The sequence below is a fragment of the Stenotrophomonas sp. STK16_22 genome (genome assembly GCF_051984505.1).
Lineage (GTDB): Bacteria > Pseudomonadota > Gammaproteobacteria > Xanthomonadales > Xanthomonadaceae > Stenotrophomonas > Stenotrophomonas maltophilia_A.
The window spans coordinates 3,873,296-3,887,281 of sequence record NZ_CP196972.1 but is presented as its reverse complement, the minus strand read 5'-3'; the positions used below and the strand labels follow the sequence as shown (position 1 = coordinate 3,887,281).

At 65.8% G+C, this 13,986-nt stretch carries 11 protein-coding genes and 1 riboswitch; of the genes, 9 read left to right on the top strand and 2 right to left on the bottom strand.

Translation table 11 applies throughout. The features are described from left to right. Positions 1 to 66: 66 nt before the first annotated feature. Positions 67 to 168, top strand: a riboswitch (TPP riboswitch). 82 nt (positions 169 to 250) lie between these two features. The 6 genes from thiC to ACSYAO_RS18005 all read left to right on the top strand — a co-directional run bounded on the left by thiC (position 251) and on the right by ACSYAO_RS18005 (position 9,794). Next, entirely contained in the window at positions 251 to 2,095 is a 1,845-nt protein-coding gene (gene thiC / locus ACSYAO_RS18030; RefSeq protein WP_049461385.1) for a phosphomethylpyrimidine synthase ThiC, read from the top strand. A gap of 139 nt (positions 2,096 to 2,234) precedes the next feature. Further along, positions 2,235 to 2,906 carry an ion channel gene (locus ACSYAO_RS18025; protein WP_032128402.1) on the top strand — a complete coding sequence of 224 codons (672 nt, stop codon included), beginning with the start codon at positions 2,235 to 2,237 and terminating at the stop codon, positions 2,904 to 2,906. A 260-nt stretch (positions 2,907 to 3,166) separates the two neighbouring features. Continuing rightward, positions 3,167 to 5,491 carry a winged helix-turn-helix domain-containing protein gene (locus ACSYAO_RS18020; RefSeq protein ID WP_049461386.1) on the top strand — a complete coding sequence of 775 codons (2,325 nt, stop codon included), beginning with the start codon at positions 3,167 to 3,169 and terminating at the stop codon, positions 5,489 to 5,491. Positions 5,492 to 5,606: 115 nt separating this feature from the next. Beyond that, a complete protein-coding gene (locus tag ACSYAO_RS18015) occupies positions 5,607 to 6,506 on the top strand; it encodes a helix-turn-helix transcriptional regulator (protein WP_032128400.1) in 900 nt (299 codons plus the stop codon). Between the two features lie 49 nt (positions 6,507 to 6,555). Then, on the top strand, positions 6,556 to 9,414 hold the full coding sequence (locus tag ACSYAO_RS18010) for a TonB-dependent receptor (protein ID WP_049400560.1): 2,859 nt from the start codon (positions 6,556 to 6,558) through the stop codon (positions 9,412 to 9,414). Positions 9,415 to 9,584: 170 nt separating this feature from the next. Beyond that, complete coding sequence (locus tag ACSYAO_RS18005; protein WP_032128398.1) at positions 9,585 to 9,794, top strand: hypothetical protein; 210 nt, start codon at positions 9,585 to 9,587, stop codon at positions 9,792 to 9,794. A 56-nt stretch (positions 9,795 to 9,850) separates the two neighbouring features. On the opposite strand, the gene ACSYAO_RS18000 is transcribed toward ACSYAO_RS18005, so the two are convergent. Both ACSYAO_RS18000 and ppa read right to left on the bottom strand, forming a co-directional pair. Then, a complete protein-coding gene (locus ACSYAO_RS18000) occupies positions 9,851 to 10,972 on the bottom strand; it encodes an HDOD domain-containing protein (protein ID WP_049461388.1) in 1,122 nt (373 codons plus the stop codon). 152 nt (positions 10,973 to 11,124) lie between these two features. Further along, positions 11,125 to 11,661 carry an inorganic diphosphatase gene (gene ppa / locus ACSYAO_RS17995; RefSeq protein WP_005410935.1) on the bottom strand — a complete coding sequence of 179 codons (537 nt, stop codon included), beginning with the start codon at positions 11,659 to 11,661 and terminating at the stop codon, positions 11,125 to 11,127. A gap of 184 nt (positions 11,662 to 11,845) precedes the next feature. Here ppa and ACSYAO_RS17990 point away from each other — a divergent pair, with 184 nt between their 5' ends. The 3 genes from ACSYAO_RS17990 to ACSYAO_RS17980 all read left to right on the top strand — a co-directional run bounded on the left by ACSYAO_RS17990 (position 11,846) and on the right by ACSYAO_RS17980 (position 13,929). Beyond that, positions 11,846 to 12,319: a hypothetical protein gene (locus ACSYAO_RS17990; RefSeq protein WP_032128396.1), complete on the top strand. Its 474-nt coding sequence runs from the start codon at positions 11,846 to 11,848 to the stop codon at positions 12,317 to 12,319. A gap of 72 nt (positions 12,320 to 12,391) precedes the next feature. Further along, the gene (locus ACSYAO_RS17985; protein WP_014038389.1) at positions 12,392 to 12,892 is read left to right on the top strand and encodes an RNA polymerase sigma factor; all 501 of its coding nucleotides are present in this window, start codon (positions 12,392 to 12,394) and stop codon (positions 12,890 to 12,892) included. Between the two features lie 104 nt (positions 12,893 to 12,996). Further along, entirely contained in the window at positions 12,997 to 13,929 is a 933-nt protein-coding gene (locus tag ACSYAO_RS17980) for a FecR family protein (protein WP_049461390.1), read from the top strand. The last annotated feature ends 57 nt before the right edge of the window (positions 13,930 to 13,986 follow it).

The following is a 13,986-nucleotide window of genomic DNA, read 5'->3' as shown; positions in this document are numbered from 1 at the left end:
AGCAGATCCACGCCGTGCGTGGATGGAACCACCAGGAGCTGCAGTGCGTTCTATGCTCTAATGCACACCAAGAAGCGGGGGTACCGCGGCCATGTGGCCACGGTTGAGACAGTCCCTTGGAACCTGATCCGGCTCATACCGGCGTAGGGAAGCTTTGCAGTGCAGCCATGCCCGGACTCCGCCCAAGGACCGTCCTGGCGCGGCAGCAGTGCGCCGCCGCTTCGTCCCTGACCTTCCTGGACGATGCCCGATGAACGCACAGCTCTCCGCCCTGCAGCAACAGGCCCAGCAACTCTCCGAATCCGTGACCCGGCCCATTCCCGGCTCGCGCAAGATCCACGTGCCCGGTTCACGCCCGGATCTGCAGGTGCCGATGCGCGAGATCGCGCTGACCCGCACGCCGACCTTGTTCGGCGGCGAAGAGAATGCACCGGTGACCGTTTACGACACGTCGGGCCCGTACACCGATCCGGAGGTGCGCATCGATCTGTCCGCTGGTTTGCCGGCACTGCGTCGCGGCTGGGTGGAAGAACGCGGTGATACCGAGCGGCTGGAAGGACTGAGTTCTTCGTTCGGTCGCGATCGCGAGCATGACCCGAAGCTCGATGCGGTGCGCTTCCCCGCGCGCAGCCTGCCACGCCGTGCGCGTGCAGGTGCCAACGTCACCCAGATGCACTACGCGCGCCGCGGCATCATCACGCCGGAAATGGAATTCGTCGCCATCCGCGAGAACCAGCGGCTGGACGCGATCCGCGATGCCGGCCTGCTGCAGCAGCACCCGGGCGAGGCGTTCGGCGCTTCGATCCAGAAGATCATCACCCCGGAGTTCGTGCGCGACGAAATCGCCCGCGGCCGTGCGGTGCTGCCCAACAACATCAACCATCCGGAAAGCGAGCCGATGATCATCGGCCGCAATTTCCTGACCAAGATCAACGCCAACATCGGCAACAGCGCCGTGTCCTCGGGCATTGCCGAGGAGGTGGAGAAGCTGGTGTGGGCGATCCGCTGGGGCGGTGACACGGTGATGGACCTGTCCACCGGCAAGCACATCCATGAGACCCGCGAGTGGATCATCCGCAACTCGCCGGTGGCGATCGGTACCGTGCCGATCTACCAGGCGCTTGAGAAGGTCGATGGCCGCGCCGAAGCACTCACCTGGGAGATCTTCCGCGACACACTGATCGAGCAGGCCGAGCAGGGCGTGGACTACTTCACCATCCACGCCGGCGTGCTGCTGCGCTATGTGCCGCTCACCGCCAAGCGGGTCACCGGCATCGTCAGCCGCGGTGGCTCGATCATGGCCAAGTGGTGCCTGGCACACCACAAGGAGAACTTCCTCTACACGCATTTCGAAGACATCTGCGAAATCATGAAGGCCTACGACGTGACCTTCTCGCTGGGTGACGGCCTGCGCCCGGGCTGCATCGCCGATGCCAACGACGCTGCGCAGTTCGGTGAGCTGGAGACGCTGGGCGAACTGACGAAGATCGCCTGGAAGCACGACGTGCAGACCATGATCGAAGGCCCCGGCCACGTGCCGATGCAGCTGATCAAGGAGAACATGGACAAGCAGCTGCGCGAGTGTGGCGAAGCGCCGTTCTATACGCTGGGCCCCCTGACCACCGACATCGCACCGGGCTACGACCACATCACCAGCGCGATCGGTGCGGCAATGATCGGCTGGTTTGGTACGGCCATGCTCTGCTACGTGACGCCGAAGGAGCACCTCGGCTTGCCCAACCGCCAGGACGTGCGCGACGGCATCATGGCCTACCGTATCGCCGCGCATGCGGCCGACCTGGCCAAGGGACACCCCGGCGCACAGGTGCGCGACAACGCGCTGAGCAAGGCACGCTTCGAGTTCCGCTGGGAAGACCAGTTCCATCTCGGGCTGGACCCGGAGAAGGCCAAGGAATTCCATGATGAGACCCTGCCGAAGGATGCGCACAAGCTGGCGCATTTCTGCTCGATGTGCGGCCCGCACTTCTGTTCGATGAAGATCACCCAGGACGTGCGCGACTACGCCGAGGCCGGCATGAAGGAGAAGTCGAAGGAGTTTCGCGCCGCCGGCGCCGAGGTCTATCACCAGGGCTGACGTGTAACGGGTAGTGCCGGCCGTCGGCCGGCATTCCGTCGTGCGTGGGACCAGGGAGAGTGCCGGCCAGTGGCCGGCACTACCGCTCATCACGCCGCTCCCGGCTATCCTCCGCCCATCACCCTGGGGAAAGGACGCCATGCCCGTTGCCATCACCACCCGCTGGCTGGCCATTGCCCGCCGCCATCCTTCGGCCTGGCTGCTGGGTGCCCAGTTGATCGCGGTGCTGCTGTATCCCGCACTTGATGACACCGCCGGCGGCCGTGCGGCGCTGGGCATGTTCGGCATGGCGGTACTCGGCCTGGCGCTGTGGGTGGTCCAGCGCAGTCCGCTGGGCACCTGGCTGGCACTGCTGCTGGCCATTCCTTCGGTGGTGTTCTCGCTGGCCGGCGCACTGCTGGATCGCAGTGCGCTGCTGACCACCGCGCAGCTGCTGGAAAGCCTGCTGTACTTCTATACGGCCGGTGCGCTCATCGCCTACATGCTCCAGGACCATAAAGTCACCCGCGATGAACTGTTCGCAGCAGGTGCGACATTCACGTTGCTGGCGTGGGCCTTCGCGTTTGCTTTCGCCGTGTGCCAGCAATGGTATCCGGGCAGTTTCCAGGGCACCGGTGGTGGCGCGCAGCGCACCTGGATGGAGCTTCTTTATCTGAGCTTCAGTTTGCTCTCGGGTGTTGGCTTGAGCGACGTTGTGCCACTGCATCCGCAGGCGCGCGCCTTGGTCATGCTGGAGCAGTTTTCAGGCGTGATGTACGTAGCTTTGGTGGTTTCGCGACTGGTTGGATTGACCATGCTGCGGCGCATGTGAAAATGAACGCCAGATAAAAATTTCGCGCCCCGCAGGGCGCGAATGGTGCAGCAGATTATGTGAATGCGTCGGCGAGAGAGAGCCTGGATGTCGACCACGCGATAGGCGAGGTAACCCGCATAGGCTAGTATTCGCCCGCTTCATTGTTTTTGCGGTATGCGCCGATGCTTTGTGCGGAGTCTGGCTTTTTGCTGTTCCCAGGACGGGAGGGTATCGAAGGCAAACGCTGCCCCGGACCTGTCTCTACTGTGTAGCGGAAAATGAACAGCAGTGAAAACCAGCCCCCCGGATTCGATCGGATCCGGATAGGAGAGTGCACTGTCACTCTGTCCTCGCGCGAAGTCGAGGTCGTCGGTGCGCGTCGCCCGCGTCGGCTGACGCCGAAGGCGCTGGGCGTGCTGCGTGTGCTGCTGCGCCAGCCGGGGCGTGTTGTCACCCGCGATGAACTGTTCGCGGAAGTCTGGCCGGACACGCTGCCGACCAATGATGTGCTTACCCAGGCCGTCACCCAGCTGCGCAAGGCGTTCAGCAACGACGACGACAACGGCCAGGCCTATATCGAGACCATCGCCAAGACCGGCTATCGCCTGCTGGTGCCGGTGCAGGTACTGGACGATGTCGAGCCGGCGCCGCCGGCGGGAGCCGATGACGAAATCGTGGACATTCAACCGGCGATGGCCATCGCCGAGGTGATGCCGCCACACCTGCAGGCATCGCGCCGCCGCTGGCGCCACGTCCGCCGGCGCGTACTGCTGGTGCTGGGCGTGCTGATGCTGGCCACGGTGGTGGTGCTGACCGCGCTGCTGCTGCGGCGGGCACCGGCCAGCAGTTCAGCTGTGGACGCGGCCGTGGAGAACGGCACGCGCGTGATCGGCAGCCCGCAGCGTCCCTATCGGTTGATCACCGCGACCAGCGGCTTTGAAACCTATCCCACGCTTTCACCCGATGGTTCATTGGTGGCCTATGAGGGCGCCAACGAAGACGGGCAGGGCGGTGGTGCGATCAAGGTGCAGACCTCCGGCAACGCGCCTGCACGGCAGCTGCTGGCTCCGCCGGCCGGCTCGGTCGATCGCTTCCCGAGCTGGTCGCCGGATGGACGCGAGATCGCCTTCGCGCGGTTCAGCAACAACGGCGGTTGCCAGGTGCTGATCGCCAGCGCGACCGGTGGTGCCCTGCGCCAGGCCACACGGTGCGATGGCACCGAGCTGCTCAGTTTCGACTGGACGCCGGACGGCCGTGGTCTGGTGTTCGGCAGCATGGTGGGGCGCTATGCCCATCGCGGCATCCGCAAGCTTGATCTGGCCAGTGGCCAATGGGAGGCGCTGGACTACGGTGTCGCCGAGGATGACTTCGACTATGCGCCGCGCTACTCGCCTGATGGCAAGTGGCTGGTATTCGTGCGCAATCCGCAGCTGGGCGACCTGTGGCGCATGCCGGCCGCGGGTGGCACGCCCGAGCAGCTGACCAACGAGGCCGCTGAACTGCGTGGCTGGGCCTGGTTGCGTGATGGCCGGACGATCGTGTTTGGACGCCGTGTCGACAGTGAGGTGCGCCTGTACTACCTGGACGTCGAGAGCCGCACGCTGCGCGACGCCGGGCTCGACGACGCACAATGGCCGGCGACGGCGCGCCGCGCGGGCATGCTGGCCTTCGTTCACCGCCGCGCGCAGTTCGGCATCTTCAAGGTGCCGATGGAGGGCGGTTCACCCCCGCAGCGCTTGTTTGCGTCCAGCGGCCGGGATGGGCAGCCGATGGCGGCGCCGGATGGACGCCAACTGGTGTTCACGTCCGATCGTTCAGGCAGCTTCGCGCTGTGGTGGGCGGACATGGAGCGCCCCGATTCGCTGCGGCCTATCGAAGGATTGCGGCCTGAGGCACGTCAGGCACCGGACTGGTCGGCCGACAGCCGGCGGTTGCTGGTGGTCGGGCGCGACGAACACGGACGCACGGTGGTCTATGAGATCGCCCCACGTGACGAACGCGTCCAGCCGTTGCCGGTACCGTCGGAGCAGCCGCTGCAGGCACTGTACGGCGCAAACCCGGACCAGCTGCTGGTAGTCGAGCGCGATGACCAGCAACAGACCCGGCTGAGCCTGTTTGATCGAAGCGTGCAGCCTTGGCGCCGCCTTGCCAGCATCGAGGGCGTGTCTCAGGCGCGGTTCGATCGCAGCAGCGGGCGTGTGCTGTTCACCCGCCTGGCGGCAGGCGGCCTGTGGTCGGTGGATGCGGCGCTGGCGCCAGGCAGCGTGCAGCAGATCAGCGATGACCAGCCCAGCCGGTGGCGGTACCGGGCCTGGACCGTGGCCGGCAACAGTGCGATCGGCTATCTCGGTACGTCCACCCGCTGCGGTACGACACTGGTGCTGATCCAGGCCGGGCGCGAGGAACCGGAACGCTGCCTGGATGCGGAACGCCTCAGTGCCGGCAACGGGCTGAGTGCCGGCGCCGATGGGCGCACCCTGTTCGTGGCAATGGCGGTCAGCGACGGTGCCGACATCGGTGTGATGCGTTTGCCCGAGCGCTCGCCGACGCTGCTTCCGGCGTTCTCCAAGTTGTTGTTGTTCAACGGAAATGGGCCTTCGTAATTTCTTCGTGGCGACCTCGCCGCGAATTCGTGGCGATCTCGTCTGACTTTCCTGACGTGGTGCCGCCTGATTTGGCAAAACGGAGGCCTGTACTAGGCAAATCCGTGGTGCCCCCATGCGTCAACTCTCGCTGGCCGATCGCGGCCAAACCGTCTCTCTGGACCGGTCGCTCGACGATGCTGCGCCGACCTGCCTGGGCGTGGCCCGGCTCGGCAGCCTGCAGACCGCAGGCAGCAGCTTCACTGTGTGGATGCAGGTGCGCGGCAGCTCCTGGGTGGAAGCCAAGGAAGGACGCTTCCGCTTGCGCCAGGGCGAGTGGATCGCCTTCGAGAAGGAGTCGCGGCCGCTGGTGCAGGCCGGTCGCAACGGCTTGTGCGTTGGCCTGAACCTGACGGTCGAAGCGCTGCGCGTGCTGGCCGAGATGGCCGATTGCGGTCTGTATGCCGGGCGTGGCCGCATGAACCGTGGCGATGCCCGCGTTGCGCTGCGCCTGTGGCGCGATGCGCTGGCCAGTGGCCAGCCGGCACAGGCACTGCGCCCGCTGCTGCTGCACCTGGCGGGCCTGCAGCGTGGGCTGGCCGACAACGTGCAGCGTTGCCCGGGGCGCTCGCGCAGCCGCAAGCGCCAGGTGTTCGGCCGCATGCAGCGCGCCCGCCTGTACCTGGAAGGCAACAGCCACCGCGTGGTGCGCATCGGTGAACTGGCCGAGCTGACCAACTTCTCCAGCTGGTATCTCTCCAAGACCTTCCAGAGCCTGTACGAGGAAAGCCCGCAGTCGCTTTCGGCGCGGCTGCGCCTTGAGCGCGCTGCCGACCTGCTGCGTGACACCGACATGATGGTCGGCGAAGTTGCTGCAGCCAGTGGCTTCGACAACTGCTGCAGCTTCGCGCGTGCGTTCCGCGCCCGCTACGGCCAGTCCGCATCGCGCTTCAGGGAGAACGGCGGCTTGCTGCCGCCACAATCTGCAAAGTCTCCGGTTGGTTCGCGCAAATACAGCGCTGCAACGCAATCGTAACGTGCTGGGGTGTTTTAACACGCTGCTAACACGTACCTTGGAGAGATAGATGAACGTTCGTAATCCCGCAGTGCGGCTGGGCCTTCTGCCGGCTGGCATTGCGTTGGCGCTGACGCCCGCCTTTGCTTCTGCACAGGAAGCAAAGGATGCGACCACCCTGGATCGCATCGAAATCACGGGCTCGCGCATCCGCGGCGCCTCGATGGAGACCCAGCAGCCGGTCCTCACCCTGAGCCGTGAGAACCTGGAAAAGCAGGGCTACACCACCGTCGCCGATGTCCTGCAGAACCTGACCTCGGCAGGTTCGCCGGCCATTTCCCGTGCGGACTCGCTGTCCTCCGGCGAAAACGTTGGCGGCTACTACGTCGACCTGCGCAACCTGGGCGCGCAGCGCACCCTGGTGCTGATGAACGGCAAGCGCCTGGGCGCGACCACTGCCGGCTACCAGGATCTGAGCCAGATTCCGATGGCCGCCGTCGAGCGCATCGAAGTGCTGAAGGATGGCGCCTCCGCCATCTACGGTTCGGACGCCATCGCTGGCGTGGTCAATGTGATCACCCGCAAGCGCTTCGACGGTGCTGAAGCCAGCGTCTACGTCGGCCAGTACGGCCGCGGCGACGGCGACACCAACACCTACTCGTTCACCCTCGGCTCCGAAGGCGAGCGTGGCGGCGTGACCCTGTCGGCCGAATACTCCAAGCAGGATCCGGTGTGGGCGAAGGATCGTTGGTTCAGCCGCGACGGCGGCCTGGGCCCGAACACCACCTCCGGTGATTGGAGCCCGCTGAGCCAGAACAGCACCTGGTGCGACCCGCGCGTGTGGGGCGACTGCAAGCCGCGCGCTGCAGGCCAGCCGCAGCCGGAGTGGATGACCCTGAATCCGGGCGGTGACCCGAAGAATGCGGCCGACTACCACCAGCTGACCCCGGCCGAGTACTCCAATGCCAACCAGCAGATGATGGTGCAGACCGGCATCGAGCGTAAGTCCGTGTACGTCAACGGCAGCTACGATCTGGCCGACTCGATCACCTTCAATGCTGACGTGCTGTACAACCAGCGCACCACCGACCAGCAGATCGCGGGTTACCCGTACCAGTCGCTGTCGTTCGGTACCCCGCTGTCGAAGGACAGCGCGTTCAACCCGATCGGTCAGGACGTCGAGTTCCGTCGCCGCCTGTGGGAAGTGCCGCGTACCACCAAGAGCGATCTTAAGACCCTGCGCTTCGCGCCGAGCCTGAGCGGCTTCTTCGAATTCGCCGGCAAGACCTGGGATTGGGACGTCGGTGCGCTGTGGAACCGCAACGAGCTGACCAAGACCGGCTACGGCGACATGAGCCTGATCGCATCCGAGCAGGCACTTGGCAAGTCGTTCATCAACGGCCAGGGTGTTGCCCAGTGCGGCACCGCCGCCAACCCGATCCCGCTGAGCCAGTGCCGTCCGTGGAACCCGCTGCTGCCGTATGGCGTCAACGGCCAGGGCTCGCTTGCCGACCGTGATCTGCAGAACTTCCTGTTCCCGACCTACACCGACACCGGTGTGACCAAGACCACCAGCTACACCGCCAACCTGTCCGGTTCGCTGTTCGAGCTGCCGGCCGGTGACCTGGGCGTGGCCATGGGCTACGAGCACCGCAAGGAAGAAGGCCGCTTCGTGCCGGACGCCTTCCGTCAGTCGGGCCAGTCGACCGGCCTGGCGTCGACCACCACCTCGGGCAACTACTCGCTGGATGAGTTCTACCTGGAACTGAACGTGCCGATCCTGTCGGACCTGCCGTTTGCCAAGGAACTGACCTTCAACGTCGCCAGCCGCTACTCCGACTACAGCAACTTCGGTGACACGATCAACTCGAAGTTCGGCCTGGTGTGGCGCCCGATCGAAGAGCTGCTGGTCCGCGGTACCTACGCAGAAGGCTTCCGCGCGCCGACCGTCGACGATCTGTACGGCGGCACCAACTCGAGCTTCGAGCGTTACACCGACCCGTGCGGTTCGACCTCGCCGGGCAACGTCGCTGGCAATGCTGCCTGCGCCGGGGCTGGCGTGCCGGCCAACTACGTGCAGGTCGGCCAGGGCTTCGCGCCTTGCAGCACCTTCCCGTGCGCGACCCCGGACCAGTTCGTCAGCGGTTCGAATTCGGCTCTGAAGCCGGAAACCTCCAAGAGCAAGACGGTTGGCCTGGTCTGGAGCCCGCGTTGGGTGCAGGGCCTGGACATCTCGCTCGACTGGTACCGCTACGAGCTGAAGAACATGATCATCGCTGACAGCGTTGATCGCATCCTGCGTGACTGCTACGTGCTGGGCAACGCAGCTCGCTGCGAAGGCGTCACCCGTGCCGCCGATGGCCATATCGAGGCGCTGACCTACGGCCTGGCCAACCTCGGCTCGATGGAGACCGAAGGCTACGACCTGGGTGTCAAGTACCGCCTGCCGGAACTGTCGATCGGCAAGTTCAGCATCGACTGGCAGACCAGCTACCTGGCCAAGTACGACGAAGCCGGCCAGAACAAGAAGGGTGAGAACATCACCATCGGTCGCGTTGGTGAGCCGGGCCTGTTCCGCGTCCGTTCGAACCTGGGCGTGAACTGGGAGCTGGGTGACTTCGGTGTCAACTGGACTGCTCGTTACTACTCGGGCATGAAGGAAAGCTGCATCGACGACGCATGGTGCGACGCCCCGAACCACTATGCCAATGGTGAGCCGGATCCGCTGCGCCACACCGGCTCCAACACCTTCCACGACGTGCAGGTCAGCTGGAAGGCTCCGTGGGATGCCACCATCGCCCTGGGTGCGAACAACGTGTTCGATCACCGCGGTGCGCTGCAGTACTCGGCGCCGAACTCGAGCTTCGCCTACTACGGTGGCTTCGACGTCGGTCGCTTCCTGTACATGAAGTACACCCAGCGCTTCTGATCGTTCGAAGTGCGATAGCAATACCGGGAGGGCGGACCGCAAGGTCCGCCCTCTTTTTTTGTAGGGGAATTCCGAAATGTCGTGGAAGGTGAGCAGAGTCACGTTCCTGTCGTGTCGTAATCAACACAGTTGCTGGGTCCACTTTCGGACACTTGCACATGGAGAGAGCGATGAAGAGCACGCTGTTGCACAAACTGTCTGCTGCTGCACTGATCTATGCAACATTGGTGGGTGCGGTGTTCGCCCAGACCGGTGGCGTCTGTGGGGGCGGGCTGTACTGCGAAGAGCTGCGCCAGCAATGCCTGGCTGCAGGCAATTCGAAGGTCATGTGCGATCTGCAGTATCGCCACTGCGTGCAGGACGCCTGCGGCGCGCGCTGATGCAAAAAAAGGCGCGCCTTTGGGCGCGCCTTCGAGGTTGTTCCTGCGTTGACAGCTCAGGCCTCGCTGGGTACCAGTCCCATCAACGCATTGGCATGCTCGCGCCACTGCGGCAGCCTGTTGAGTACACCTGCGCGCTGCAGGTAGTCCTCATCCACCGGATCGCCGTTGACCAGCGCCAGCGCCACATGCACCGCACCGGTCACCCAGAAGCTGCGCGTATTGGCGCGCTGCGGCTGCAGGTGGAAGGCAACCGCTTCGATGATCGGCATCGGCAGGCCCCACAGGCCCAGCAGGTAGGCGCCGGCCTCGGCATGGCCGGGGCGGGTGTCACCGGCCAGCGACGGTTCGCTGCGCTCGTTGCGTACGCCGGGCAGCAGCAGGCCGATGTCGGCCAGCAGGGCGGCGGTCGCGCCCAGTTCGGCACTGGATTCGGGCAGCAGGCGCGCGGCCAGGCGCGAGGCGAGCAGGGCGCGCTGCTGCAGCGAATTGCGTTCGGCGGTGGACAACGTGGGTGCGGAAAACACCTCGCTGGCCAGCACCAGGTCGCGCAGCGTCGACAGGCCCAGGCGGGTCACGGCCGTGCGCAGGTCAGCGATGGTGCGTCCCTGGCTGAAGAACGCCGAGTTCGACAGCTGCAGCACCTTCGCGGCAATGGCCGGGTCGGCCGCCACCAGCTTGGCGACGTCGGCGCTGTCGGCGTCGTCGTCATGCTCCAGCGCCTGGGTCAGGCTCAGGTACAGGTGCGGCGGCGAGGGCAGCTTCTCGATACGGCCGATGGCATCGCGCAGGCGTGGGCTGTCCAGTACTTCGCGCAGCTCTTCCAGGCTGGTCAGCGCTTCCAGCAGCACTTCCGGTGCCAGTGGCAACGGCAGGAAACGGTGAGCGACACCGATCAGGCGTGCCGGCGGCGGCCGGTTGCCGTGCTGGGCATCGATCAGCGCGATGCGGATGGTTTCCGGGCGCAAGGTCCGGATCTGGCCCAGCAGCGTGGTGGCATTGAGATCCGGCAGCTGCGGGCAGACGATCACCGCATCCACGCCCTGCGTGGCCACCGCAGCCATCGCGGTCTGGCCATCGGTGGCGGTCAGCGGCTGCCAGTCTTCCCCAAGATCGGCAATGAATTCGGTCAGCTCGGCCGGCAGGCTGGCTGCATCCCCAACAAGCAGAATACGCACGACACATTCCCCTGGCTGTCTCGACGATGGATGTCGACGACGTGTGAAGTGACGCAATTTACCTAATACGGCGGCACGTGTGATGTGCCGTCGTCATGAAACGTGACCCGCATCGCTCCAGCGGGGTGCCGCCGGAGCGATCCGGTTCAGGCTCAGGCCTTGCTGTCGAGATGGCGCTGGTGCGCCTCGATCAGGATCTGCTTGGCCTCAGCGGCGCCGCCCCAGCCGTCGAGCTTGACCCACTTGCCCTTCTCCAGGTCCTTGTAGTGCTCGAAGAAGTGGCCGATGCGCTCCAGCCAGTGGCTGGACACCTGGGCGATGTCTTCGACGTGGGCATAGCCACTGAAGATCTTCGACACCGGCACGGCCAGGATCTTCTCGTCGCTGCCCGCCTCATCGCTCATCTTCAGCACGCCGACCGGACGGCAGCGCACGACCGAGCCCGGCACCAGCGGCAGCGGCAGCACCACCAGCACGTCGGCCGGATCGCCGTCGCCGCACAGGGTGCTCGGCACGTAGCCGTAGTTGCAGGGGTAGCGCATCGGGGTGGACAGGATACGGTCGACGAAGATCGCGCCGGTTTCCTTGTCCACTTCGTACTTCACCGGCTCCGAGTCCTTCGGGATCTCGATGATGACGTTGATTTCTTCCGGCGGGTTCTTGCCGGGCGAGACGAGTTCCAGACCCATGGTCGTGCTCCAGGTGGGGGATGTAGACGGATAGCCCCCCATTTTATGCCTTTGCCGGGCGCTGTGCAGAGGGAGGGGCCGACGGCGCTGCGGGGCGGGGGCCTACCGGGCAGGCCGGGATTGGCTGATGGGGGCGGCCGGCATGGGAGCGCAGGCTGGACCAACCTTCCCAAGGAGTCTGCCCATGAACGTGTCTGCCCTGTCGTTTGGCCTGACCTGCATGTTGCTGGTTGCGCCTTTGGCCCAGGCGTCCCCTTATGTCGACCTGATCGACTACCCGCACCAGGAGGCCAACTGGGACCGCTTCTTTGCCCTGGAAGGCCGTTTGCAGCATGGCTTCGATGCCATCTGTGGCGACACCTTCTGCGAGGGCGAATACAGCGATATCCGCGCCCTGCGCCTGCGCTGTTCGGTGGATGCGGTGCGGGGAACCGTGCATGAATGCCTGTGGGCATTCGCCGCCAGCGATCTGGAGGTGTCCCGCAACGATGGCGCGATCGTGGCCCGGCAACCGACCTGGTTGTGCCGCCTGCCGCTGGTGGCGGGAACCCCGGTGGAAGCCTTCCATGCCGCGCTCGCCGCGCGCAATCCACTGCATGACCCGCTGCCGGGGACCTCGCAGAGCGTCTATGACGGGCTGACCGGGTGCATCCATTGATGAGAACGTGACTGATTCTCATTAACGGAGTAGCATGCGCGGCGCCTTCCGTCTGTCGTCCCGGTTCCGCGCATGTCCTCCAATGCCGCCTCCCTCACCGAACTGCTGATCCGCGAGCGGCCCGCGCTGCTGCGCCGGGTGCAACGCATCCTGGGGGGCGACAACGGCGCCGAAGACGTGATCCAGGCGGTGTGGTTCAAGGCGCGCGGGGTCGACGACAGCCAGGCCATCGACAACCCGCGAGCCTATCTGTACCGGCTGGCCGCCAACCTGGCCACCGACCATGGCCGCGAATCGACCCGGCGCAACCGTCTGCTGGCCGACCACTACCTGTGGGGGCCGGACGAGGTGATCTCGACCGAGGAGCAGGCGATGGCACAGGACGAGCTGCAGCGGGTGCTCGACGCGGCGGGACACCTGCCGGAGCCGACCCGCACCATCTTCCGGCTCAACCGCCTGCAGGGCCTGACCCAGGCCGAGATCGCACGCCGTCTGGGTGTGTCGGTGACTACCGTCGAGAACCATGTGCGCACCGCGCTGCAACGCCTGGCCTGGGCGCGCAGCGGCCGATGATCGCCCCGGCTTGGGGCTGGCCCTCGCTGAAACGTCTTGATCACTGGACCGTGGATGCGGTCTAGTTCCTCCGCCCGCGCTTGAATGCGCCTGTCCGCCAGCCGATGAGCCCGCCGAACACGCTGCCCGCCGCCAATGACGATGCCCTGGCCGAACAGGCCCGGGGCTGGATCGCGTGGCTGGCCTCGGGTGACATCGGCGAGGGGCGCATGCATGAGTTCGAACGCTGGCTGGCACAGCCGGGGCACCGTCGGGCCTTCGAGCACGAGCGCGCGCTGTGGCGCAGCGTCGGACCACGCCCGCAGGCCCGGCCCGCCGAACGCCGGCGCCCGCGGCGGCTGCGCTGGGCAATGGCCGCTGCAGCTGCGCTGGCGATGCTGGTGGCATGGCCGGAGGCCTGGTTGCGGCTGCAGGCCGACCATCGCAGTACGCATGTCGTGCAGAACGTGCAACTGCCCGATGGCAGTCGCGCCGTGCTGGATGCGGACAGCGCGATCGCCGTGCGGTTTGATGCCGATGCACGCCGGATCGAGCTGCTGCGCGGGCGCGCCTGGTTCGAGGTCAGCCCGGATGCCCAGCGGCGTTTCAGCGTGCGCGCGGGCAATGGCGTGGTCGAGGACATCTCGACCGCGTTCTCCGTCGCACGCGACAACGATCAGGTGGAAACCCAGGTCGGACAGGGCAGGGTGCGCGTGGCCAGCCCGGCCGACGGTGGCTGGACCTACCTGCAGGTGGGACAGCGCGCGGTCTATGGCGAGCGCAGTGGCGTGACGCGTCTGCAGGATGTGGCGGCCGACAGTGTGGGCGCGTGGCGGCAGGGTGAACTGCTGCTGGAGCAGGCCAGCGTCGCCGAGGCCGTGCAATGGGTCGGGCGCTATCGCGCTGGCCCGACCTTCGTGCGTGGCGATCTGTCGCAGCTGCCGGCCGTCAGTGCAGCATTGCGCATCGATCGCCCGGAGCAGGCGCTGGATGCGTTGGCGGCAACAGCAGGTCTTCGGGTTACTCGTCTTCCATTCGGCGTCGCCATCGTGCAGTAGATCCACGCCATGCGTGGATGACCGTCCCTGTGCCGACCAACGGTCGGCACCCACCGC

Excerpts from the sequence above, each read along its gene's own strand:
- thiC (WP_049461385.1), top strand. The coding sequence starts at position 251 with ATGAACGCACAGCTCTCCGCCCTGCAGCAACAGGCCCAGCAACTCTCC.
- ACSYAO_RS18025 (WP_032128402.1), top strand. The coding sequence starts at position 2,235 with ATGCCCGTTGCCATCACCACCCGCTGGCTGGCCATTGCCCGCCGCCAT.
- ACSYAO_RS18020 (WP_049461386.1), top strand. The coding sequence starts at position 3,167 with ATGAACAGCAGTGAAAACCAGCCCCCCGGATTCGATCGGATCCGGATA.
- ACSYAO_RS18015 (WP_032128400.1), top strand. The coding sequence starts at position 5,607 with ATGCGTCAACTCTCGCTGGCCGATCGCGGCCAAACCGTCTCTCTGGAC.
- ACSYAO_RS18010 (WP_049400560.1), top strand. The coding sequence starts at position 6,556 with ATGAACGTTCGTAATCCCGCAGTGCGGCTGGGCCTTCTGCCGGCTGGC.
- ACSYAO_RS18005 (WP_032128398.1), top strand. The coding sequence starts at position 9,585 with ATGAAGAGCACGCTGTTGCACAAACTGTCTGCTGCTGCACTGATCTAT.
- ppa (WP_005410935.1), bottom strand. The coding sequence starts at position 11,661 with ATGGGTCTGGAACTCGTCTCGCCCGGCAAGAACCCGCCGGAAGAAATC.
- ACSYAO_RS17990 (WP_032128396.1), top strand. The coding sequence starts at position 11,846 with ATGAACGTGTCTGCCCTGTCGTTTGGCCTGACCTGCATGTTGCTGGTT.
- ACSYAO_RS17985 (WP_014038389.1), top strand. The coding sequence starts at position 12,392 with ATGTCCTCCAATGCCGCCTCCCTCACCGAACTGCTGATCCGCGAGCGG.
- ACSYAO_RS17980 (WP_049461390.1), top strand. The coding sequence starts at position 12,997 with ATGAGCCCGCCGAACACGCTGCCCGCCGCCAATGACGATGCCCTGGCC.